This window comes from Comamonas endophytica, assembly GCF_023634805.2.
GTDB classification, from domain to species: domain Bacteria; phylum Pseudomonadota; class Gammaproteobacteria; order Burkholderiales; family Burkholderiaceae_C; genus Comamonas; species Comamonas endophytica.
This window is the reverse complement of record NZ_CP106881.1, coordinates 2381706-2402787: the sequence shown is the minus strand read 5'-3', so window position 1 is coordinate 2402787 and position 21082 is coordinate 2381706. Positions and strand designations below refer to the sequence as shown.

Sequence of the window (21082 nt, the reverse complement as noted above, 5' to 3'; positions counted from 1 at the left end):
CTCGTCTTCGTCTTCGACCGCAGCGGGAAGCGCATAGCCCGCGGCCTCCACGGTTGCCGCGGCCGGCACGGGCGGGGATGCCACAGGCACGGCGGGAGCTGCAGCCATGGGTCCGGGTACCGTTGCAGGCGCAGGCGCAGGTGCCGGTGCATCCAGCGACAAAGTGGCGTCGAATACCTCGCTGCACTGGCCGCAGCGCACCCAGCCCTGGGAGATGCGCAACTGGTCGGCCACCACCTTGAACCTCGTTCCACAAGAAGGGCAGCGCGTCGTCTGGCTCATCGGCAGTTCCTGTCAAAAGTGGGGGCCGGCGTGCGGATTCAGCGCGCGGCGGTCATCAGGATCCAGCCGTCTTCGCTGTCCGCGACTTCCAGCTGGATCCAGGGCGCGTAGGCCTCCTTGAGCTCGTCGGCCTGGCGCTCCAGGATACCGGCCAGCACCAGATGGCCGCCCTCGGCCACATGCGCGCACAGCAGCGGCGCCAGCACCTTCAGCGGCGAGGCCAGGATGTTGGCCAGCACCGTGCCGTATTCGCCGCGCGCCTTGTCGGGCAGGCCGGCGGACAGCTGCACCTCGTTGGCCTGGGCGTTCTGCAGCGTCGAATCGACGGCCGCGGTGTCGATGTCGACGGCATCGATGTCCACCGCGCCGAACTTGGCGGCGCCGATGGCCAGGATGCCCGAGCCGCAGCCGTAGTCCAGCACGCGGCCCAGCGATCCCTTGGGCTGGCGCGCGATCCAGCGCAGGCACATGCGGGTCGTGGGATGGGTGCCGGTGCCAAAAGCCAGGCCTGGGTCGAGCCGGATGCTCACCTTGGCCTGCTCGGGCAACTCGTGCCAGGTGGGCACGATCCAGAACTCGGGCGTGATGTCCACCGGCGCGAACTGCGACTGCGTCAGCCGCACCCAGTCCTGCTCGGGCACCTCGTTCACTCCCAGCAGCTTGCAGCCCTCGAAGAAGTCCTGCAGGCTCAGCACCTGGCGCGCTTCCTGCGCCAGTGCCTCGCTGGGAAACAGCGCCACCACGCGGCTGCGCTGCCAGCCCTCCTTGGGCGGGGGCATGCCGGGTTCGCCGAACAGGGCCTGCTCGGCCTCGGTCTGTGCGTCGGCGTCTTCGACGGACACGCTCAATGCATCCAGCGCATCGAGTGCGTCGCTGATGGTTTCCACCCGGTCTTCCGGGCACAGCAGGCTCAGTTCAAACATGAGGCCGTTCCTTGTAAAAAATAAAATGCCGGCCTCCGTTGCCAGAGGCCAGCATGTGCGGTCACAGCCCTGGGGCCGGACTCATCGCTTGGGGTTGCGCAGCTGCAGCCACTCTTCCAGGTAATGGATGTTGGTGCCGCCTTCCATGAACTTGGCATCCACCATCAGGTCCTTGTGCAGCGGCACGTTGGTATTGATGCCTTCGACCACGGTTTCCAGCAGCGCCGTGCGCATGCGGGCCAGGGCCTGCTCGCGGGTGTCGCCGTGCACGATCAGCTTGCCGATCATCGAGTCGTAGTTCGGGGGCACGAAGTAGTTGGTGTACACGTGCGAATCGACGCGCACGCCCGGGCCGCCCGGCGCATGCCAGGTGGTGATCCGGCCGGGGGACGGCGTGAACTTGTACGGGTCCTCGGCGTTGATGCGGCATTCGATCGCATGGCCGCGCAGCTCGATCTGGCGCTGCGTGAACGGCAGCTTCTCGTCGGCCGCGACCATGATCTGCGTCTTGACGATGTCCACGCCCGAGATCATCTCCGTGACCGGGTGCTCGACCTGGACGCGGGTGTTCATCTCGATGAAGTAGAACTCGCCGTTCTCGTACAGGAACTCGAAGGTGCCCGCACCGCGGTAGCCGATCTTCTTGCAGGCCGCGACGCAGCGCTCGCCGATGCGCTCGATCAGGCGGCGCGGGATGCCGGGCGCGGGCGCTTCCTCGATCACCTTCTGGTGGCGGCGCTGCATCGAGCAGTCGCGCTCGCCGAGGTAGACGGCGTTCTTGAACTTGTCGGCCAGCACCTGGATCTCGATGTGGCGCGGGTTCTGCAGGTACTTTTCCATGTACACGGCAGGATTGCCGAAAGCGGCACCGGCTTCGGCCTTGGTCATCTGCACGGCATTGATCAGCGCGGCTTCGGTATGCACCACGCGCATGCCGCGGCCACCGCCGCCGCCGGCGGCCTTGATGATCACCGGATAGCCCACGGCCTTGGCGATGCGCCGGATCTGCACCGGGTCATCGGGCAGCTCGCCGTCGGAGCCGGGCACGCACGGCACGCCGGCCTTGATCATGGCCTGCTTGGCCGAGACCTTGTCGCCCATGATGCGGATCGACTCGGGCGTCGGGCCGATGAACTGGAAACCGCTTTTCTCCACGCGCTCGGCGAAGTCGGCGTTCTCGCTCAGGAAGCCGTAGCCGGGATGGATGGCTTCGGCATCGGTCACTTCGGCCGCGGAGATGATGGCCGGCATGCTGAGGTAGCTCAGCGGCGACGGCGCGGGGCCGATGCAGACGGCCTCGTCGGCGAGCTTGACGTACTTCGCGTCGCGGTCGGCCTCGGAATAGACCATCACGGCCTTGATGCCCAGCTCGCGGCAGGCACGCTGGATGCGCAGGGCGATCTCGCCCCGGTTGGCCACCAGAATTTTCTTAAACATGGAAGTCCTCGCGGCGCAGTGCCTGCGTATGGGCGCACGCCACAGTCATGGGCTCAGCCGGGCGACGCGCGCGGCTGCTACTTTTTGCTTCACGCAGCATCACGGCGCGCCAATCACTCGATGACGAACAGCGGTTGTCCGTATTCCACCGCCTGGCCGTTCTCGCCCAGGATGCGGGTGATCTTGCCCGACTTGTCGGCCTCGATCTCGTTGAGGATCTTCATGGCCTCGATGATGCAGATGGTGTCGCCTTCCTTGACTTCGGAGCCGACGTCGACGAAGGGCTTGGCGCCAGGGCTCGACGAGCGGTAGAAGGTGCCGACCATGGGCGACTTCACGACATGACCGGACTCGGCTGCGGCCGCGGCGGGCAGCTCGGCTGCGGGCGCGGCGGCGGCGGCAGGCGCGGCTGCCACGGGTGCGGCCACGGGAGCGGCAACGTACTGCTGCTGCACCTTCCCTTCGCTCTTGACGATACGCACCTTGCCTTCGGCCTCGGTGATTTCCAACTCTGACACGTTGGATTCAGAGACCAGGTCAATCAGGGTCTTGAGTTTTCGCAAATCCATGGGAGCTCCAGCGACTAAAACTTGTAAGGGCGCGAATTTACTCCAATTTCGCCCTTCTGCGCGTTTCGTGGAACATTTTTCACCAACATCGCAAGGAGATTGAAGGGAAAAGCGGCTGCGTGCACTAGCTTTTGGCCCATTGCGCAAGATCCTGTGCGCTCAATTCGCCTATTTTACGTTGTTGCAATCTGCCGTCGCGTCCAAGAAGGACCGTGAACGGCAAACCACCGTTGGCGTTGCCCAGTTCGCGCGTGAGCTGGCTGCCGTTCTCCGCCATGCCGACCGGAAACGCCAGCGGCTGGCGCTGAAGGAATTTCTGCACCGCCGGCTGCTTGTCGACCGCCAAGCCTACCACCTGGATGCCATGCGCGGCCTTGCGGCCGGCGAATTCGCTCAGCAGCGGCAGCTCGCGCACGCAGGGCGGGCACCAGGTGGCCCAGAAATTCACGATCAGCGGCTGCCCGCGCCAGTCGGCCAGCGCCAGCGGCGCGCCTTCGGGCGTGACGAAGCTGCGCTGCCACAGTGCCTCCTCGACGCCTGGCCCTGCCGTGCCGGGCCCGAGGCGCCACCAGGCAAAGCCGGCCCCGGCAACTGCCGCCGCGCCGGCCACGCCCGCGCCAAGCCATGACCGGCGGCGAGGCGATTGGGGGGCAGAGGTGTCAACGGGCGGATTCGGTGGATTTGTCATGGGCTCCATTCTCGTCGGACAGCAGCCTGCGCACCGCCGCGATATCCCCGCGCGGGCTGCGGCCGCGGGCATCGGGCCGCAGCGCGCCGCGCAGGTCGTCGAGATCGTAGACCAGCAGATGCACGCCGACGACCACGCCCAGCTCGCGGCACATCGCGCCCAGGCTCAGCGCCTCGACATCCTCGCCATGGAAGCCCGTGACGGTGCTCGGGTCGTAATCGACATGGTGGTTGATCAGCGCGATCTCCGCCGATTTGCAGTCGTCGCAGAACAGCTGCAGGTAGATGTCGGATTGGCGCGTCGCGGTGCCGCGCCACACGGCCCCGCCCAGATGCGGGCGGAACTCTGCCATGCGCTCCATCCACTCGAGCGCCAGGCGGCGCAGCGCGCGCAGTTCTCCCGGCTGGGTGTCGGCGCAGAACAGGTCGATGTATTCGCGCACCGCATCCTCGACGCGGTCGTTGTCGGGCAGCGCGGTGCGCGCCGGCAGGCCCATTTCACGCAGCGCGCGGCGCTTGGCGGCGCCCCAGTCCAGCCCGTCTTCCACGACCAGGCGCGCTGCGGTTTGGGCGATTTCATCCATGAGTGTGTCCTGTTGCATACCGCCCCCCGAAAAACGCCAGATCGAACTGCCCGCAGCGCGCTGCAGGCCCCTGCCGACAGGATAGCGGCATGCGGTCGCCCGGCCATGCCAGTGGTGATTCCGAATGCCGCCGCCTGCCCCGGCGCTGCTGCCATTAAATGCCGGACGCCGCCTTTTTTGCAAGCCCTTGTGAACCCGCCGCACGCGAGCCGGCGGTCCTGCCCGGCCAAACGTAGAATCCCGGCCCATGCACATACATATATTGGGGATTTGCGGCACCTTCATGGGCGGGCTCGCTGCGCTGGCACGCGAAGCCGGCCACCGCGTGACGGGCTGCGACAGCGGCGTCTATCCCCCGATGAGCGACCAGCTGCGCGAGCTGGGCATCGAGCTGATCGAAGGCTACGATGCCGACCAGATCGGCCTGCGCCCCGACATGTTCGTGGTCGGCAATGTGGTCAGCCGCGCGCGCCTGCCCGACGGGCGCGCGAAGTACCCGCTGATGGAAGCCATCCTCGACGCGGGCCTGCCCTACACCAGCGGCCCGCAGTGGCTGAGCGAGCATGTGCTGCGCGGGCGCCATGTGCTGGCCGTTGCCGGCACGCACGGCAAGACCACGACCACCTCGATGCTGGCCTGGATCCTCGAATGCGCGGGCCTGCAGCCCGGTTTCCTGGTCGGCGGCGTGCCGCTGGACTTCGGCGTGTCCGCCCGGCTGGGCGCCGCGGCGCGCCCGGTGCCCGGGCCCGGCCCCGAAGGCGCCGCGCCGCTGTTCGTCATCGAGGCCGACGAGTACGACACCGCCTTCTTCGACAAGCGCAGCAAGTTCGTGCATTACCGACCGCGCACCGCGATCCTCAACAACCTCGAGTTCGACCACGCCGACATCTTCGACGACCTGGCCGCGATCGAGCGCCAGTTCCACCACCTGGTGCGCACCGTGCCGTCCTCGGGACGCATCGTCAGCAACGCGCTCGAGGAAAGTCTGGTCCGGGTGCTGCACCAGGGCTGCTGGAGCGAGGTCTGCGACTTCGGCGCGGCCGTGAGCGACTTCAGCGCCCAGGGCGAGCCCCAGGCCTTCGACGTGCTGCAGCGCGGCAAGGTGGTCGGCCGGCTGGAATGGACATTGACCGGCGTGCACAGCCAGCTCAATGCGCTGGCTGCGATTGCCGCCGCCGAGCATGTGGGCGTGGCGCCGGCCGAGGCCTGCGCGGCGCTCGCGCGCTTCCAGAACGTCAAGCGCCGCATGGAGCTGCGCGGCACGGTGCGCGGCATTGCCGTGTTCGACGACTTCGCCCACCACCCCACGGCGATCCGCACCACGCTCGACGGCCTGCGCCGCACCACCGCGCCCGGGCAACGCATCCTGGCGGTGTTCGAGCCGCGCAGCAACACCATGAAGCTCGGCGCGATGAAGGCGCTGCTGCCCTGGTCACTGGAAAGCGCGGACTTGGTCTTTTGCCATACGGCGGGGCTGGACTGGGATGCGGCAGCGGCGCTGGCGCCGCTGGGCGTGGGGCCGGGACAGCGCGCGCAGACGGCTGCCGATATCGACACTCTTGTGGCACAGGTCGTGGCTGCGGCGCAGCCTGGGGATCAGGTGGTTTGCATGAGCAACGGGGGGTTCGGGGGGATCCATGCGCGGCTGATGGAGCGGCTGGGGGCTTCTTGAGTGCAATGCATGTAATGGAACCCGTTTGCCCTGGGGCTATAGGACAGGCCGCTCACCCTCCGACAGGCTCAGGGCGAACGGTTTGATACGTTCGTCCTGAGCCTGTCGAAGGATGGACGGCCTGCCCTACAGCAAACCATTTGTTCGTTGCCAAGACAAACGATCAACCCCGCACGCCTTGGCTCAATACCCCACCGTCATCCCCGGCACATCCACCCTGACCACCGGCCGCCCCGTCACCCCCGTCGCCGCACGCGCATAGGCGTGCAGCCAGTCGGGGTTCGCAAGAAGCCTGGCCCCCGCCGCATGCGCCACCGTCAGCAGCTTGTCGGCCAGCAGCACCTTGCCGCTGGGGCGCAGGGGTTCGCAATCGAGCGCGATGAATTGATCGTCGAGCCACTGGCGCGCAGCTTCGTGCCCCAGCGCGTCGACGCCGCGCAGGTCGGCATGGAATTCCTGTTCGGGAGCCAGGGTCACGGTCACTTCGCTGTGCATGGAAAACCTTTGTTCGGAGGGCGGGAATGCCCGGGAAATCAGCTTAAACACAATCCCGGTGCGGGCGCCAGCGGGTCAGCGAGCAGTGCTTGCTCGCTGTCGCTAAAATCGCCCTCCCTTCCTCATCACAGGCACTCCATGTCCCTTACTGCCCAGCACGCGGAAATCCGGGAACATCTGCAGAACCTGCAGGCGCAATTGCAAGCCCTCGATCTGTGGTCGGCCATGCCGCCGAGCGCCGAGGCCATGGCCTCGACCATGCCCTTCATGTATGACACGCTGGAGTTCCACCAGTGGCTGCAATGGGTGTTCATGCCGCGGCTCAATGCACTGATAGAAGCCGGCAGCCCCCTGCCCAACAACTGCCACACCCACGCCCTGGGCGAGCACGAGTTCGCGCGCCTGGCGCCGCGCGACTGCGGCCCGCTGCTGGCGGTGCTGCAGCGCATCGACCAGCGGCTCAACGCGGGCGCGGCCGCGCACTGAGCCCGGCGCCGGGTGGGCGACGCCCGGCGACGCCCGGCCTTCAGGCCAGCGCTGCCGCCTCGGACGGAGCCTGCTGGCGCACGCGGCGCGCCTGCACGGCCTGCGACAGCACGGCCAGGGTCTGCAGCGAATCGTCCCAGTCCAGGCAGGCATCGGTGATGCTCTGGCCGTACTTGAGCGCGCACACATCATCCTTGCCCGGCGTGAACTTCTGCGCGCCGCCATGGATGTGGCTCTCGATCATCAGGCCGAACACCGAGTCCGAACCACCCGCCACCTGGCCGGCGATGTCGCGCGCGACGTCCTTCTGGCGCTCATGCTGCTTGGAACTGTTGGCGTGGCTGCAATCGACCATCAGGTTGTCGCGCAGTCCCGCGGCGCGCAGGTCGGCGCAGGCTTCGGCCACGCTTTGCGCGTCATAGTTGGGCGCCTTGCCGCCGCGCAGGATCACGTGGCAGTCCTGGTTGCCGGTGGTGTTGACGATGGCCACCTGGCCGTTCTTGTGCACCGACAGGAAGTGGTGGCCGCGGCTGGCCGACTGGATGGCGTCGGTGGCGATGCGGATGTTGCCGTCCGTGCCGTTCTTGAAGCCGATGGGCGCCGAGATGCCCGAGGCCAGCTCGCGGTGGACTTGGCTCTCGGTGGTGCGCGCGCCAATGGCGCCCCAGCTGATCAGGTCGGCGATGTATTGGGGCGAGATCACGTCGAGGAATTCGCTGGCCGCGGGCAGGCCCAGGCGGTTGATGTCGATCAGCAGCTGGCGCGCGATGCGCAGGCCCTCGTCGATGCGGTAGCTCTGGTCGAGGTAGGGGTCGTTGATCAGGCCCTTCCAGCCCACGGTGGTGCGCGGCTTCTCGAAGTACACCCGCATCACGATCTCCAGCGTGTCCTTGTACTGCTCGCGCACCGCGGCCAGGCGGCGCGCGTAGTCCAGCGCCGCGGCCGGATCGTGGATCGAGCAGGGGCCGATAATGACCAGCAGCCGGTCGTCCTCGCGCGCCATGATGCGGTGGATGGTGTGCCGCGTGTTGGCGATCAGCGCTTCCACCGGGGTGCCGCAGATCGGGAAGAAGCGGATGAGATGCTCTGGAGGGGGTAACACAGTGATGTCCTTGATGCGTTCGTCGTCAGTCTGGCCGGTCTTGTGGGCAGAGCTGCGATACCAGGAATCGCTGGATGCGGTGTGAGCAGTCATCGTTGGCTTTCGTGGAATGCGTGGAAAAGGGGACCAAAAAAAACCGCCGGGCTTTTCAGCTTCGGCGGTCTTTGGAGAGTTTGCTTCGGGTGCTTGTGCGCTCGCCTCTCATCCGCCAGGGACCGAGAACCAAAAGTAGGCAAAGTAAGCGCGTGCTGCATTCATGGGTTCAAAATGTAGCACAGTCGCGCCGCCTTCCAGGTGGTGCAGACGTTGCCGCGGAGCAACGGCACATTCAATAAACCTGCAATATGGGATTTTTTCAAAGCATTGACGCAATTTAAATGCGCAAAAACGCCTTCCAATGGATGAAAACAGCGTTTATCCGAAAAATTAAAAATCTCACGGATACGCTGCACCCCCTGTCCCGGCATGCTTTGCATCCCACCCATCCACACATGAAAAAAGAGGGCCTGGGCCCTCTTCCTGGTCGATATCCAATGCGGTGAAGCCTGGCTCAAGCCGTGCCGCCCACCGTCAAGCCATCGATGCGCAGCGTCGGCTGCCCCACGCCCACCGGCACGCTCTGGCCTTCCTTGCCGCAGGTGCCCACGCCGGGATCGAGGCGCATGTCGTTGCCGATCATGCTGATCTTCTTGAGCGACTCGGGGCCGCTGCCGACGATCGTGGCGCCCTTGACCGGGTACAGGATCTTGCCGTTCTCGACCCAATAGGCCTCGCTGGCCGAGAACACGAACTTGCCGCTGGTGATGTCGACCTGGCCGCCGCCGAAGTTGGTGGCGTACAGGCCCTTCTTGATGCTGGCCACGATTTCCTCGGGCTCGCGGTCGCCGCCGGTCATGTAGGTGTTGGTCATGCGCGGCATGGGAATGTGCGCGTAGCTCTCGCGCCGGCCGTTGCCAGTGGGCGCCACGCCCATCAGGCGCGCGTTCATCGAGTCCTGGATGTAGCCCTTGAGGATACCGTCCTCGATCAGCACGTTGCGCTGGCTGGCGCAGCCCTCGTCATCGACGTTGAGCGAGCCGCGGCGGTCGGCAATGGTGCCGTCGTCCAGCACGGTGACGCCCTTGGCCGCCACGCGCTGGCCGATGCGGCCGCTGAAGGCGCTCGAGCCCTTGCGGTTGAAGTCGCCTTCGAGGCCATGGCCCACGGCTTCGTGGAACAGGATGCCGGGCCAGCCCGGGCCAAGCACCACGGTCATCTCGCCGGCTGGCGCGGGCCGCGCCTCGAGGTTGACCAGCGCCGAATGCACGGCTTCATCGACATACTGGCTGATCTGCTCGTCGCTGAAATAGGCCAGGCCGAAGCGGCCGCCGCCGCCGGACGAACCGACCTCGCGCCGGCCCTTGTGCTCGGCGATGACCGTGACCGACAGGCGCACCAGCGGGCGCACGTCGGCCGCCAGCGTGCCGTCGGCGCGCGCCACCAGCACCACGTCGTATTCGCTGGCCAGCCCCGCCATGACCTGCACCACGCGCGGGTCCTTGGCGCGCGCCAGCTTCTCGACGCGGCCCAGCAGCTCGACCTTGGCGGTGCTGTCCATCGAGGCGATCGGGTCGATGCCCGGATACAGCGAACGGCTGGAGGCGACCTTCGGGCGCACCACCCTGGCGCGCTGGTTCAGCGCGCTGCTGGAGATGCTGCGCACGGTGCGCGCCGCGTCGAGCAGCGAGGCCTCGGAAATATCGTCTGAGTAGGCAAACGCCGTCTTTTCGCCGCTGACCGCGCGCACGCCCACGCCCTGGTCGATGCTGAAGGAGCCCGTCTTGACGATGCCCTCCTCCAGGCTCCAGCCCTCGGCGCGGGTGTATTGGAAGTACAGGTCGGCGTCGTCGACCTGGTGCGAGCGGATCTCGGCCAGGGCGCGTGCGAGGTGGGATTCATCCAGGCCGAAGGGTTCGAGCAGCAAGCTGCGGGCCGTGGCCAGGCGTTCGATGGTGGGTTCGCGGGAGATCATCCGCACATTGTAGGCAGCGCTTGCCAAGCCCGCCGGGCGACGGCGCGCGGCACTGCGTCGGCCGGGGCTTTGCGCACCGCGCGACGCGCGGTCAGCGCGACAGCGTGTTGTCCTGGGGCAGCTGGCGCTGCGAGCGGGCCACCGACATCAGCACGCCCAGCGCCAGCCCCAGCGTGACCATCGCCGTGCCGCCATAGCTGACGAAGGGCAGCGGCACGCCGACCACCGGCAGGATGCCGCTGACCATGCCCATGTTGACGAAGGCATAGGTGAAGAAGATCATCGCCACCGCCGCCGCCATCAGCCGCGCGAACAGCTGCTGGGCGCGCATGGCGATGACCAGGCCGCGCCAGACCAGGAACAGGAAGGCGGTGATCAGCAGCAGGTTGCCCAGCAGGCCGAACTCCTCGGAGAAGGCCGCGAAGATGAAGTCGGTGGTGCGCTCGGGAATGAATTCCAGGTGCGTCTGCGTGCCGGCCATGAAGCCCTTGCCCCAGACGCCGCCCGAGCCGATGGCGATCATGCCCTGCAGGATGTGGAAGCCCTTGCCCAGCGGATCGCGCGTCGGGTCGAGCAGCGTGCAGACCCGGGTCTGCTGGTACTCGTGCAGCACCGGCCAGCGCACGCCCTCGGCGCATAGCTGCGGCTCGAACCAGACGATCAGCACGATGCCCACGAACCCCAGCACGACCGGCGGCAGCACCAGCTTCCACGGCAGCCCGGCAAAGAAGATGACCGACAGGCCCGCGGCCATGACCAGCAGCGAGGTGCCCAGGTCGGGCTGCTTCATGATCAGGCCCACGGGCACCAGCAGCAGCACCATGGCCAGCGCGAAGTCGCTCGAGCGCAACTGGCCTTCGCGGCGCTGGAACCACCAGGCCAGCATCAGCGGTGTCGCGATCTTGAGCAGCTCGCTGGGCTGGATCACCACCCCCACGTTGACCCAGCGTTGCGCGCCCTTCTTGGTGATGCCGAAAACCGCCACCGCCACCAGCAGCGCCACGCCCAGCAGATACAGCGGCACCGCCACCTTCATGATGTGCTGCGGCGGCACCTGGGCCACGACGAACAGCAGCGTGGCGGCAATCAGCATATTGCGGCCATGGTCGATGAAGCGCGTGCCATGGTCGAAACCCGAGGAATACATGGCCGTGAGGCCGATCGACGCCAGCAGCAGCACCAGCAGGACCAGCGGGCCGTCAAAGCCGCGAAACAGCGGCACGATGCGTTGGAGGACCGAAGGCTTGTCGAATTCTGCTGCAGACATATGGGCGGGATTATCCGTTGCGGCGCAAATCCAGCGCCGGGCAACGCACAATCGGCACATCGTCCTCCACGACCGCACTCCATGGCCACAACCCATCTGCTGTACCTGCATGGCTTTCGCTCCTCGCCCGAATCCGCCAAGGCGCGGCTGATGGCCGCGCATGTCGCGGCGCACCATCCGGGCGTGCACTGGTGGTGCCCGCAGTTGCCGCCCTCCCCGCGCGAAGCCGCGCAGTTGCTGCTGGACGGCACGGCCGACTGGCCGCGTGCCACGACCGCGGTCATCGGCTCGTCGCTCGGCGGCTTCTACGCCAGCTGGTTCGCGCAGCAGCGGCGCTGCCCGAGCGTGCTGCTCAACCCGGCGGTTTTCCCGGCGCGCGACCTGCAGCGCCATATCGGCGAGCAGACCGGCTGGCACGATCCCGAGGCGAGTTTCTTCTTCCGCGCGGAGTTCATCGACGAGCTGCAGGCGCTGGACACGCGCGCGCTGCCCGCCGCCGCGCCCGCGCTGGCCATCATTGCCAAGGGCGACGAAGTGCTCGACTGGCGCGAGATGGTGGCGCGCTACCCCGAGGCGCAGATCGAGTTGCTCGAAGGCGGCAACCATGCGCTCGATGACTTCGCTTTCCATATGGAACGCATCGGGCGCTTTCTGGAATTGGTTTAGCCGCTGCGGTCGTATCCGATCCCAACGCGCGGGGAAATGCCCAGCGCCTTCCCCGTGCCTCATGGGACAATTGCGGCCATGCACGCATTGTTTGAAGAAGCCGGCAAATTCCTCGCCGGCCGCATCCTGTCCGAAACCGACGCTTCCGCCCAGGTCGAGCTCGACACCGGCAAACGGGTCAAGGTCAAAGCCGCCCATATCCTGATCAGGTTCGACAAGCCGGCTCCGGCCGAACTCATGGCGCAGGCCCAGTCGCAGGCCGCCGGCATCGAGCTGGACCTGGCCTGGGAATTCGCCCCCGAGGAGGAGTTCGGCTTTGCCGAGCTGGCGCGCGACTATTTCTCCGAGAACGCCACGCTGGTCCAGCAGGCCGGCATGCTGCTCGCGCTCTATGACGCGCCGCATTACTTCCGCCGCGCCGGCAAGGGGCGCTTTCGCAAGGCCTCGGCCGAGATCCTGCAGCAGGCGCTGGCCGCGATCGAGAAGAAGAAGCTGGTGCTGGCGCAGATCGACGAATGGGCCGCGCAACTCGGCCGCGGAGAATGCCCGGCGCCGGTGCGCGAGCAGCTCTACAGGATCCTGTTCCGCCCCGACAAAAACGCGCCCGAATACAAGGCCGTGGTCGAAGCCAGCCGCGCCACGCACCTCGCGCCGCTCGACCTGCTGCAGCGTGCCGGCGCCATCGACTCGGCCTACGAGTTCCACTGGAAGCGCTTCCTGTTCGACAACTTCCCCAAGGGCACGGGCTTTCCGGCGCTGGCCGCACCGCAGCCGCCGCAGGAACTGCCGCTTGCCGATGTGCAGGCCTACTCCATCGACGACTCGCAGACCACCGAGATCGACGACGCGCTGTCGGTGCAGGGCCTGGGCAGCGGCACGGTGACGCTGGGCGTGCACATCGCCGCGCCGGGCCTGGCCATCGTGCCGGGAACGCCGCTCGACCAGCTCGGCCGCAACCGCCTGTCGACCGTGTACATGCCCGGCTACAAGATCACCATGCTGCCCGACGAGGTGGTGCAGGTCTACACGCTGGACGAGGGCCGCGCCAACCCGGCGGTGTCGCTGTACGTGCAGATCAACGAGGAGACGCTGGATTTCATCGGCAGCGAGACGCGCCTGGAGCGCGTGCCGGTGCAGGTCAACTTCCGCCACGACAAGCTCGACCACATCGTCACCGAGGAATGGCTGGCCGACCCGACGCTGCAGGTCGAGGGCACGCCCGAGCTGCTGCAGCAAAAGCGCAGCGAGTTCAGCTTCCTGCACCGCCTGGCCAAGCACCTGAAGGCGCAGCGCGAGGTCGTGCGCGGCAAGCCCGAGACCTTCAACCGCCCGGACTACAACTTCCGTCTGCTGAACGGCAGCGGCGGCGAGCCCACCGGCCACGAGCAGGTGCAGATCACCACGCGCCGGCGCGGCGCGCCGCTGGACCTGATCGTCGCCGAGGCCGCGATCGTCGCCAACAGCACCTGGGGCAACCTGCTGGCCGAGCACGGCGTGCCCGGCATCTACCGCAGCCAGGCCAGCCTCGCGCCCGGCGTCAAGGTGCGCATGGGCACCAAGGCGCTGCCGCACGCCGGCATCGGCGTCAAGAGCTACGCCTGGGCGACCTCGCCGCTGCGCCGCTACGTCGACCTGGTGAACCAGTGGCAGATCATTGCCTGCGTGCGCCACGGCAGGGCGGCGGCGCTGGCCGCGCCCTTCAAGCCCAAGGACGCGGACCTGTTTGCCATCATCAGCAGCTTCGACACCGCCTACAGCGCCTACAACGGCTACCAGGCCGGCATGGAGCGCTTCTGGACGCTCAAATACCTGGAGCAGAACGGCATCACCGAGATCGAGGCCAGCGTCATCAAGGAAGGCCCGGGCGGCAGCTTCCTGGTGCGCGCCGAATCGCTGCCGCTGGTGCTGCCGGTGCTGGGCGCGCAGGGCCTGCCGCGCGGCGCGCGCATCCTGGTGCGCCTGGGCGAGATCGATGAAATCACGCTGGACGTCAACGGCACGCTGATCGAGCGCCTCGACAGCCCGGAAACCGCGGCGGCCGATGCTGCGGCCGCCAATGCCGCCGAGGAAGCCGCGGAAGACGAGGAAGAGGCCGTGGCCGGCCCGATTGCCATTGCCGTCGATGTCAACGAGGCCGAAAGCGCCACGCCCCCTGCCGCACCGTGAAAACCCTTGCCGCGCTTCGCTCCCTGAGCACCCTGCAGCTCGCGCTCGGCATCTCGCTGGCGCTGCATGCGGCGGTGCTGTCGATACGCTTCGTCCAGCCGCAGGCCTTCGAGCGCGTGTTCCAGGACACGCCGCTGGAAGTGATACTGGTCAACGCCAAGTCGCAGGACACCCCGGACAAGGCCCAGGCCATCGCCCAGGCCTCGCTGGCCGGCGGTGGCGACGCCGAGGCCGGCCGCGCCACCAGCCCGGTGCCCTATTCGGCGCTCACCGCGGTGGGCGACGATTTCGAGGAGGCGCAGCGCAAGCTCGACGCGATGCAGGAGCAGCAGGCGGTGCTGCTGGCGCAGCTGCGCCAGCGCGTGGCGACGATGTCCCCGCTCGATCCGCGCGAGACCTCGCCCAGCCCGCAGCAGCTGAGCGAGCAGGAGCGGCGCCTGCAGCTGGTCAAGCTGCTGGCCGAGATCGAAAAGCGCATCAACGAGGAGAATGCGCGTCCCAAGAAACGCTACATCAGCCCCGCCACGCGCGAGGAGGTGTATGCGGTCTATTACGACACGCTGCGCCGCAAGGTCGAGGACAAGGGCACGGAGAACTTCCCCGAGCAGGCCGGGCGCAAGCTCTATGGCGAGCTGACGATGATCATCACCGTCAACCACGACGGCCAGGTGCTGGAAACCGAGATCGTGCAGAGCTCGGGCAACCCGCTGCTCGACAACCGCGCCGCGGCCATCGCGCGCGCCGCCGGGCCCTTCGAGCGCTTCAGCCCGGCCATGCGCATCAAGGCCGACCAGATCGCCGTGGTGTCGCGCTTCAAGTTCACGCGCGAACAGACGCTGGAGACCAGCGTGCGCTGAGGCCTTGGCGTACTGCGCCGGTATCCATTGCTGATTTTTCCCTGTAGCCATGCCATCCACTGCCGATCTCTACTGCGTCATGGGCAACCCCGTCGAGCACAGCCGCTCGCCCTGGATCCATGCACGCTTTGCCGAACTCACCGCACAGTCCCTGCGCTACACGCGCGAGCTCGTCGCCCTCGATGGCTTTGCCGCCGCGGTGCACGGCTTCGCCGACGCCGGCGGGCGCGGCTGCAACGTCACCGTGCCCTTCAAGCTGCAGGCCGCGGAGCTGGCAGACACCCGCAGCGAGCGCGTGCAGCTGGCGGGCGCGGCGAACACGCTGGTATTCGACGCGGGCCGCATCCATGCCGACAACACCGACGGGCTGGGCCTGGTGGCCGACATCACGCGCAACGCGGGCGAAGCGATCGCGGGCCGCGCGCTGCTGCTGATCGGCGCGGGTGGCGCCGCGGCCGGAGCGCTGGGCGCGCTGCTGGCCGAGAAGCCGCGGCGCGTGGTGGTGGCCAACCGCACGGCGCAGAAGGCGCAGGCGCTGATCGAGCGCCACGCGGCGCTGGCCGCGCGCCATGGCGTCGAGCTGCAGGCCCAGGGGCTGGATGTGGCTGGCAGTTTCGATCTGGTGATCAACGCCTCGGCCAGCAGCCTGGGCGGCGCCGCGGCGCCAGTGCCCGCCAGCGTGCTGCGCCCGGGTTGCCTGGCCTACGACATGATGTACGGCCCGGCGGCGCAGGGCTTTCTCGACTGGGCCGCCGCGCATGGCGCGCGCGGTCGCGACGGCCTGGGCATGCTGGTCGAGCAGGCAGCCGAGGCCTTCGCGCTGTGGCGCGGCGTGCGCCCCGCGGGCGCGCCGGTGCTGGCCGAGCTGCGCGCGCTGATGCAGGCATGAGCATGCAGGCCGTCTGGCGCGCCCTGGCCCTGCTGCTGTGCGGCGTGCTGGTGCTGGAGCTGTTCTTCGTGGGCCGGATCGCGGCCATGGCGGCGATCGATCCCGCATCGACCAGCTTCCAGCGCTCCGAAGCCTGGCAGCTGCTGCAGGCCGGCAAGCTCGGCCAGTGGCGCCAGCAGTGGGTGCCCTATGCGCGGATTTCCGAGCATCTCAAGCGCGCCGTGGTGGCAGCCGAGGACGACGGCTTCGTGGACCACGGCGGCATCGAATGGGACGCGATCGAACGCGCCTGGGAGCGCAACCAGCGCCTGGAGCAGCGCGCGCAGGCCGCGGGCCGCGCGCCGGCAAAGGTCTATGGCGGCTCGACCATCACCCAGCAGCTGGCCAAGAACCTGCTGCTGTCGGGCGAGCGCCAGTTCGCGCGCAAGGGCCAGGAGCTGGTGCTGGCCAAGCTGCTGGAGCTGTTCCTGAGCAAGCAGCGCATCCTGGAAATCTACCTCAACCATGTGGAATGGGGCCCCGGCATCTTTGGCGCCGAGGCCGCGGCCGGGTACTACTTCGGCAAGCCCGCCGCCCGGCTGAGCGCCGCCGAGGCCGCGCGCCTGGCGGTGATGCTGCCCCAGCCCAAGCGCTTTGCGCTGCAACCCAACTCCCGCTATCTGGCCCAGCGCGCGCGCGCCGTCATGCGCCGCATGAACCATACCGTATTACCCTAGAATTTTTTGCATGCGCATCCTTGGCATTGACCCCGGCCTGCAGACCACCGGCTTCGGCGTGGTCGACGTGGACGGCCACCGGCTCAGCTACGTCGCCAGCGGCACCATCCGCACGACGGCGCTGGAGCGTGGCGACCTGCCCGGCCGCCTCAAGCTGCTGTTCGACGGCATCACCGAAGTCACGCAGCGCTATCAGCCCGACAGCTCGGCGGTGGAAATCGTTTTCGTCAACACCAACCCGCAGTCGACGCTGCTGCTGGGCCAGGCGCGGGGCGCGGCGCTGGCGGCGCTGGTCACCAGCCTGCTGCCGGTGGCCGAATACACCGCCCTGCAGATGAAGAAGGCCGTGGCCGGCCACGGCCGCGCCGGCAAGGACCAGATCCAGGCCATGGTGCAGCGCATGCTGCAGCTGCCCGGCCTGCCGGGGCCCGATGCGGCCGATGCGCTGGGCATTGCGATCACGCATGCGCATGTGGGGGCGGCGATGGCCAGGCTGGCGGAGGTGGCGCCGCTGCAGAGGAAGCAGCATGCGATGTACAAAGCGGGTCGGGCGTACTAATTTCCACCATTGAGGCTGCAACTTCCCTTGAGAGCAGGCCCGTCATCCTTCGACAGGCTCAGGACGAACGGATGATTGCCCATGCATTTCTAATGGAGTTGTAGGTTCCCCACGAAGGGTTGTTCCAGGCTGAGCACTCGTTCACCCGTTCGTCCTGAGCTTGTCGAAGGATCGAAGGATGGACGGCCTGTCCTCAAGCCGGGCCCCCAACGCAGAAACCCGCCCCACAAATCCGCGAGACGGGTTTCCAAACGGCCGACTCCGGCCCAAAAATCAATTGCCCAGAATGATCTGCGCAATCACCCCCGTGGCAATCGCCACCAGCAGATAGTCCGCGCCGTTCTGCACCCACTGGTAGCCGCGCGGCGGGGCCGAGAGGCGGTGGCCGCGCCAGTCCTGGACGACGTAGTGGCGCGTGCGGTAGTGCGGCGGCACGCGCGAGCCGCGCACCCAGTCATGGTTCGGGCCGGCGCCGTGGCGGCCGTGGGCGTGCGGCGGCGGGCCGCGGTGGTCATTGCGGTCGTGGCGGTCGAAGCGGTCATGGCGGTCGGGGCCATGGCCCTGCGAGTGGCCCGGCGGGCCGCGGCGGTGGTCGGGTTGGGCCTGGGCCACGGTGGCGCCAAGGCCCAGGGTCAGCGCCACGGCGGCGGCGGCAGCCTTCCAGGCAGCGGAATGGAGGGAGTTGTTATGTGTCATATGGCCCCTTTGCAGTGGTTGGATGGCTGCATGATGGCCCATCCTGCACGCAATGGGAGGTCAGACAGAGGCGCTTTACACAAGTTTTGCGCGGCGCTTGCGTTGATTCACGTGGGCAGCGAATCGACACAATTGCAGCCGCCCAAACGTTGCCGGATGCAACGCCGGCGCGGCTGCGAGGCGCGTTTCAGCCGATGCGGCTCAGGATCAGAACGCCGAAGAATCCCAGCGCCGCAATGACCATCCACTTGAGGATCAGCAGGCTCCAGCGCTTGTAGCCGGGCTGGCCAGTGCCCAGATAGAAGGCAAAGCAGATCAGCGATGCGACAAACAAAAACCCGACGAGCGCGCGGAAGATCAGCATCAGAGGCCCTTACCAGGCATGCACCGGCTGCGCAAAGCCACGCGGCGCCTGGCGCTCGTTCTCGAAAGTGACGATTTCCCAGGCATCGGGCTGCTCCAGCAGCGCGCGCAGCAGCTGGTTGTTCATGCCGTGGCCCGAGCGGAAGGCGCTGTAGGCCGCCAGCAGCGGCTTGCCGATGACGAACAGGTCGCCGATGGCATCGAGGATCTTGTGCTTGGCGAACTCGTCGTCATAGCGCAACCCGTCGCTGTTGAGCACCTTGTAGTCGTCCATTACGATCGCGTTGTCGAGACCGCCGCCCAGCGCCAGACCGCTGGTGCGCAGCATCTCCACGTCCTTGGTGAAGCCGAAGGTGCGCGCGCGCGCGATGTCGCGCACGTAGTTGTCCTCGCCCAGGTCGAACTCGACGCACTGGCCCGTCGAATCGACAGCCGGGTGGGCGAAGTCGATCTCGAAGCGCAGCTTGAAGCCGTGATAGGGATCGAAGCGCGCCCACTTGAGGCTCTTGCCCTCGCCTTCGCGCACCTCGACCGGGTGCTTGACGCGGATGAAGCGCTTGGGCGCGTTCTGCAGCTCGATGCCCGCGCTCTGCAGCAGGAACACGAAGGAGGCGGACGAACCATCGAGGATCGGCACCTCCTCGGCGGTGATGTCGATATACAGGTTGTCCAGCCCCAGGCCGGCAATGGCCGACATCAGATGCTCCACGGTGTGCACCTTCGCGCCGCCAACGCCGATCGTCGATGCCATGCGCGTGTCGGTGATGGCATGCGCGGAAATCGGGATGTCGACGGGTTCGGGCAGATCGACACGCCTGAACACAATGCCCGTATCCACCGGCGCGGGGCGCAGGGTCAGCTCCACGCGCTGGCCGCTGTGCAGGCCCACGCCCACGGCACGGGTCAATGTCTTGAGGGTGCGTTGCTTCAACATCCCGTCATTTTAAGTTCGCGGACCAAATCCTGGGGGATGCCGGGCATCCAGTTGTCGCTATGGCGGTGATGAATTAAGCCGTGGGCAAATTGCTTGACCAGCGCGTGGCCGTGTGAACAGCGGACTGGTCTTGAGAACTGGCCGTTCATGGTTCGACGGGGCCGCCCAGGCAGGCTCACCACGAACGGTGTTTTTTGCACAGCGTCTGCTTACCCGTTCGTCCTGAGCCTGTCGAAGAATGAACGGCAACCGATGAAGCGGGCATACCCGTTCATTGGAAAGCCGGCGTCCCTTCTTCGACAGCTGCTCAGGCAGGCTCAGGACGAACGGATAGAAACGGTTCGCCCTGAACCAAAACTCAGGGCGAACAGGTTGACAGACTTAATCCGCCTGCTTGCGCAGGAACGCCGGAATCTCCAGGTCCTCCATCCCGCCCGAAGCCAGCGCATCCACGCGCGCGGCGGCCTGGGTGCGGTTGGTGCGCCACACGCTGGGCACGGACATGTTGCCCATGTTGCCGAAGTCGGTGCCGGTGCCGCCGAGGCCCTGCGCGCTGCCCATGTTGCCGGTGGGCAGCTGGTAGCTCAGGTTGTCGGTGCCGGTGCGCAGGCCGCCTTGCAGCACGGCCATGTTCTGGCGGCGCGCGTTGGGGCGGGCCAGGCCGGTGGCCACCACGGTGACGCGGATCTCGTCGCCCAGGCTGTCGTCGTAGGCGGCGCCGAAGATCACGTGCGCGTCGGGCGAGGCGTAGGCATTGATGGTGTTCATCGCCAGGCGCGATTCGGACAGCTTCAGGCTGCCCTTCGACGCCGTGACCAGCACCAGCACGCCCTTAGCGCCCGACAGGTCGATGCCTTCGAGCAGCGGGCAGGCGATGGCCTGCTCGGCGGCGATGCGCGCGCGGTCGGGGCCGGCGGCGGTGGCCGTGCCCATCATGGCCTTGCCGGGTTCGCCCATCACGGTGCGCACGTCTTCGAAGTCGACGTTCACCTGGCCGTATTCGTTGATGATTTCAGCGATACCGCCGACGGCGTTCTTCAGCACGTCGTTGGCGTGGGCAAAGGCTTCGTCCTGGGTGATGTCGTCGCCCAGCACGTCCAGCAGCTTCTCGTTGAGCACGACGATCAGCGAGTCGACATTGGCTTCGAGCTCGTTGAGGCCGTTGTCGGCATTGGCCATGCGGCGCCCGCCCTCCCAGTCGAAGGGCTTGGTCACCACGCCCACCGTGAGAATGCCCATTTCCTTGGCCACGCGCGCGATCACGGGCGCCGCACCGGTGCCGGTGCCGCCGCCCATGCCGGCGGTGATGAACAGCATGTGCGCGCCGTCGATGGCGGCGCGGATGTCTTCCACTGCGGCTTCGGCGGCTTCGCGGCCCTTTTCGGGCTTGCTGCCGGCGCCCAGGCCGCTCTGGCCCAGCTGGATGGTGCGGTGGGCAGCGCTGCGGATCAGCGCCTGCGCATCGGTATTGGCGCAGACGAATTCCACGCCCTGCACGTTGCGGGCAATCATGTGCTCGACGGCATTGCTGCCGCCGCCGCCTACACCGATCACCTTGATCTGTGTGCCCTGGTTGAACTCTTCGGCTTCGATCATTTCGATGGTCATGTTGCTGCTCCTAAAACTCGTGTATTGGGTGTTACGGCCGTTCTGAAAAAGGAATCTGGAATCACACGTATTCGGACATCCGTGGGCGGGCCGGTAATGCGCAGGCGAGTCGC

The 21082-nt window shown here is 67.1% G+C and carries 22 protein-coding genes and 1 pseudogene; 8 read left to right on the top strand and 15 right to left on the bottom strand.

The window, feature by feature from the left end; translation table 11 throughout:
* Positions 1-213 precede the first annotated feature (213 nt).
* The 6 genes and pseudogenes from M9799_RS10815 to M9799_RS10790 all read right to left on the bottom strand — a co-directional run.
* Positions 214-282 (bottom strand): annotated as a pseudogene (locus tag M9799_RS10815) (MJ0042-type zinc finger domain-containing protein); the annotation flags it as partial.
* 38 nt (positions 283-320) lie between these two features.
* Positions 321-1205 carry a 50S ribosomal protein L11 methyltransferase gene (gene prmA / locus M9799_RS10810; protein WP_231041686.1) on the bottom strand — a complete coding sequence of 295 codons (885 nt, stop codon included), beginning with the start codon at positions 1203-1205 and terminating at the stop codon, positions 321-323.
* 81 nt (positions 1206-1286) lie between these two features.
* Entirely contained in the window at positions 1287-2642 is a 1356-nt protein-coding gene (gene accC, locus M9799_RS10805) for an acetyl-CoA carboxylase biotin carboxylase subunit (RefSeq protein WP_231041685.1), read from the bottom strand.
* A gap of 113 nt (positions 2643-2755) precedes the next feature.
* Positions 2756-3211, bottom strand: coding sequence for an acetyl-CoA carboxylase biotin carboxyl carrier protein (gene accB, locus M9799_RS10800; RefSeq protein WP_231041684.1), 456 nt, complete (start codon positions 3209-3211; stop codon positions 2756-2758).
* 124 nt (positions 3212-3335) lie between these two features.
* Positions 3336-3899, bottom strand: a complete 564-nt coding sequence (locus M9799_RS10795; protein ID WP_231041683.1) for a TlpA family protein disulfide reductase — start codon at positions 3897-3899, stop codon at positions 3336-3338.
* Positions 3871-4482 carry a hypothetical protein gene (locus tag M9799_RS10790; protein WP_231041682.1) on the bottom strand — a complete coding sequence of 204 codons (612 nt, stop codon included), beginning with the start codon at positions 4480-4482 and terminating at the stop codon, positions 3871-3873. Before M9799_RS10790 ends, M9799_RS10795 begins: the two co-directional genes overlap by 29 nt.
* Positions 4483-4729: 247 nt before the next feature.
* Here M9799_RS10790 and mpl point away from each other — a divergent pair, with 247 nt between their 5' ends.
* Entirely contained in the window at positions 4730-6154 is a 1425-nt protein-coding gene (gene mpl, locus M9799_RS10785) for a UDP-N-acetylmuramate:L-alanyl-gamma-D-glutamyl-meso-diaminopimelate ligase (RefSeq protein WP_231041681.1), read from the top strand.
* A gap of 183 nt (positions 6155-6337) precedes the next feature.
* On the opposite strand, the gene M9799_RS10780 is transcribed toward mpl, so the two are convergent.
* Complete coding sequence (locus M9799_RS10780; RefSeq protein ID WP_231041680.1) at positions 6338-6649, bottom strand: hypothetical protein; 312 nt, start codon at positions 6647-6649, stop codon at positions 6338-6340.
* Positions 6650-6787: 138 nt separating this feature from the next.
* Here M9799_RS10780 and M9799_RS10775 point away from each other — a divergent pair, with 138 nt between their 5' ends.
* Positions 6788-7135 (top strand): YqcC family protein, encoded by a 348-nt coding sequence (locus M9799_RS10775; RefSeq protein ID WP_231041679.1) that lies wholly within the window; start codon positions 6788-6790, stop codon positions 7133-7135.
* A 40-nt stretch (positions 7136-7175) separates the two neighbouring features.
* Here the strand turns inward: M9799_RS10775 and M9799_RS10770 are convergent, their stop codons facing one another.
* The 4 genes from M9799_RS10770 to rodA form a co-directional block, all read right to left on the bottom strand.
* Positions 7176-8330: a 3-deoxy-7-phosphoheptulonate synthase gene (locus M9799_RS10770; protein ID WP_231041678.1), complete on the bottom strand. Its 1155-nt coding sequence runs from the start codon at positions 8328-8330 to the stop codon at positions 7176-7178.
* Between the two features lie 161 nt (positions 8331-8491).
* The gene (locus M9799_RS10765; RefSeq protein ID WP_231041677.1) at positions 8492-8713 is read right to left on the bottom strand and encodes a hypothetical protein; all 222 of its coding nucleotides are present in this window, start codon (positions 8711-8713) and stop codon (positions 8492-8494) included.
* Positions 8714-8787: 74 nt separating this feature from the next.
* Positions 8788-10248, bottom strand: a complete 1461-nt coding sequence (gene tldD, locus M9799_RS10760) for a metalloprotease TldD (protein WP_231041676.1) — start codon at positions 10246-10248, stop codon at positions 8788-8790.
* Positions 10249-10339: 91 nt separating this feature from the next.
* Positions 10340-11515, bottom strand: a complete 1176-nt coding sequence (rodA, locus tag M9799_RS10755) for a rod shape-determining protein RodA (RefSeq protein WP_231041675.1) — start codon at positions 11513-11515, stop codon at positions 10340-10342.
* Between the two features lie 81 nt (positions 11516-11596).
* Here rodA and M9799_RS10750 point away from each other — a divergent pair, with 81 nt between their 5' ends.
* The 6 genes from M9799_RS10750 to ruvC all read left to right on the top strand — a co-directional run bounded on the left by M9799_RS10750 (position 11597) and on the right by ruvC (position 17368).
* The gene (locus M9799_RS10750) at positions 11597-12181 is read left to right on the top strand and encodes a YqiA/YcfP family alpha/beta fold hydrolase (RefSeq protein ID WP_231041674.1); all 585 of its coding nucleotides are present in this window, start codon (positions 11597-11599) and stop codon (positions 12179-12181) included.
* A gap of 78 nt (positions 12182-12259) precedes the next feature.
* Positions 12260-14347: a ribonuclease catalytic domain-containing protein gene (locus tag M9799_RS10745; RefSeq protein ID WP_231041673.1), complete on the top strand. Its 2088-nt coding sequence runs from the start codon at positions 12260-12262 to the stop codon at positions 14345-14347.
* The gene (locus M9799_RS10740) at positions 14344-15204 is read left to right on the top strand and encodes an energy transducer TonB (RefSeq protein ID WP_231041672.1); all 861 of its coding nucleotides are present in this window, start codon (positions 14344-14346) and stop codon (positions 15202-15204) included. Before M9799_RS10745 ends, M9799_RS10740 begins: the two co-directional genes overlap by 4 nt.
* A 49-nt stretch (positions 15205-15253) precedes the next feature.
* Entirely contained in the window at positions 15254-16093 is an 840-nt protein-coding gene (gene aroE / locus M9799_RS10735) for a shikimate dehydrogenase (RefSeq protein ID WP_231041671.1), read from the top strand.
* 2 nt (positions 16094-16095) lie between these two features.
* Positions 16096-16809 (top strand): monofunctional biosynthetic peptidoglycan transglycosylase, encoded by a 714-nt coding sequence (gene mtgA, locus M9799_RS10730; RefSeq protein ID WP_231042159.1) that lies wholly within the window; start codon positions 16096-16098, stop codon positions 16807-16809.
* 10 nt (positions 16810-16819) lie between these two features.
* Positions 16820-17368: a crossover junction endodeoxyribonuclease RuvC gene (gene ruvC, locus M9799_RS10725; RefSeq protein ID WP_231041670.1), complete on the top strand. Its 549-nt coding sequence runs from the start codon at positions 16820-16822 to the stop codon at positions 17366-17368.
* Positions 17369-17641: 273 nt separating this feature from the next.
* On the opposite strand, the gene M9799_RS10720 is transcribed toward ruvC, so the two are convergent.
* The 4 genes from M9799_RS10720 to ftsZ all read right to left on the bottom strand — a co-directional run bounded on the left by M9799_RS10720 (position 17642) and on the right by ftsZ (position 20969).
* On the bottom strand, positions 17642-18064 hold the full coding sequence (locus tag M9799_RS10720) for an RcnB family protein (RefSeq protein ID WP_231041669.1): 423 nt from the start codon (positions 18062-18064) through the stop codon (positions 17642-17644).
* Positions 18065-18251: 187 nt separating this feature from the next.
* Positions 18252-18428 carry a hypothetical protein gene (locus tag M9799_RS10715; protein WP_231041668.1) on the bottom strand — a complete coding sequence of 59 codons (177 nt, stop codon included), beginning with the start codon at positions 18426-18428 and terminating at the stop codon, positions 18252-18254.
* Between the two features lie 9 nt (positions 18429-18437).
* Positions 18438-19361 (bottom strand): UDP-3-O-acyl-N-acetylglucosamine deacetylase, encoded by a 924-nt coding sequence (lpxC, locus tag M9799_RS10710; protein ID WP_231041667.1) that lies wholly within the window; start codon positions 19359-19361, stop codon positions 18438-18440.
* Between the two features lie 381 nt (positions 19362-19742).
* Positions 19743-20969, bottom strand: coding sequence for a cell division protein FtsZ (gene ftsZ / locus M9799_RS10705; protein ID WP_231041666.1), 1227 nt, complete (start codon positions 20967-20969; stop codon positions 19743-19745).
* Positions 20970-21082 lie beyond the last annotated feature (113 nt).

Bases quoted from the DNA above. Each gene is read 5' to 3' on its own strand.
- M9799_RS10795 (WP_231041683.1), bottom strand. From the start codon at position 3,899: ATGACAAATCCACCGAATCCGCCCGTTGACACCTCTGCCCCCCAATCG.
- M9799_RS10750 (WP_231041674.1), top strand. From the start codon at position 11,597: ATGGCCACAACCCATCTGCTGTACCTGCATGGCTTTCGCTCCTCGCCC.
- M9799_RS10720 (WP_231041669.1), bottom strand. From the start codon at position 18,064: ATGACACATAACAACTCCCTCCATTCCGCTGCCTGGAAGGCTGCCGCC.
- M9799_RS10790 (WP_231041682.1), bottom strand. From the start codon at position 4,482: ATGGATGAAATCGCCCAAACCGCAGCGCGCCTGGTCGTGGAAGACGGG.
- aroE (WP_231041671.1), top strand. From the start codon at position 15,254: ATGCCATCCACTGCCGATCTCTACTGCGTCATGGGCAACCCCGTCGAG.
- M9799_RS10715 (WP_231041668.1), bottom strand. From the start codon at position 18,428: ATGCTGATCTTCCGCGCGCTCGTCGGGTTTTTGTTTGTCGCATCGCTG.
- ruvC (WP_231041670.1), top strand. From the start codon at position 16,820: ATGCGCATCCTTGGCATTGACCCCGGCCTGCAGACCACCGGCTTCGGC.
- lpxC (WP_231041667.1), bottom strand. From the start codon at position 19,361: ATGTTGAAGCAACGCACCCTCAAGACATTGACCCGTGCCGTGGGCGTG.
- mpl (WP_231041681.1), top strand. From the start codon at position 4,730: ATGCACATACATATATTGGGGATTTGCGGCACCTTCATGGGCGGGCTC.
- mtgA (WP_231042159.1), top strand. From the start codon at position 16,096: ATGCAGGCCGTCTGGCGCGCCCTGGCCCTGCTGCTGTGCGGCGTGCTG.
- M9799_RS10775 (WP_231041679.1), top strand. From the start codon at position 6,788: ATGTCCCTTACTGCCCAGCACGCGGAAATCCGGGAACATCTGCAGAAC.
- M9799_RS10780 (WP_231041680.1), bottom strand. From the start codon at position 6,649: ATGCACAGCGAAGTGACCGTGACCCTGGCTCCCGAACAGGAATTCCAT.
- M9799_RS10765 (WP_231041677.1), bottom strand. From the start codon at position 8,713: ATGCAAAGCATGCCGGGACAGGGGGTGCAGCGTATCCGTGAGATTTTT.
- rodA (WP_231041675.1), bottom strand. From the start codon at position 11,515: ATGTCTGCAGCAGAATTCGACAAGCCTTCGGTCCTCCAACGCATCGTG.
- accB (WP_231041684.1), bottom strand. From the start codon at position 3,211: ATGGATTTGCGAAAACTCAAGACCCTGATTGACCTGGTCTCTGAATCC.
- prmA (WP_231041686.1), bottom strand. From the start codon at position 1,205: ATGTTTGAACTGAGCCTGCTGTGCCCGGAAGACCGGGTGGAAACCATC.
- accC (WP_231041685.1), bottom strand. From the start codon at position 2,642: ATGTTTAAGAAAATTCTGGTGGCCAACCGGGGCGAGATCGCCCTGCGC.
- ftsZ (WP_231041666.1), bottom strand. From the start codon at position 20,969: ATGACCATCGAAATGATCGAAGCCGAAGAGTTCAACCAGGGCACACAG.
- tldD (WP_231041676.1), bottom strand. From the start codon at position 10,248: ATGATCTCCCGCGAACCCACCATCGAACGCCTGGCCACGGCCCGCAGC.
- M9799_RS10770 (WP_231041678.1), bottom strand. From the start codon at position 8,330: ATGACTGCTCACACCGCATCCAGCGATTCCTGGTATCGCAGCTCTGCC.
- M9799_RS10745 (WP_231041673.1), top strand. From the start codon at position 12,260: ATGCACGCATTGTTTGAAGAAGCCGGCAAATTCCTCGCCGGCCGCATC.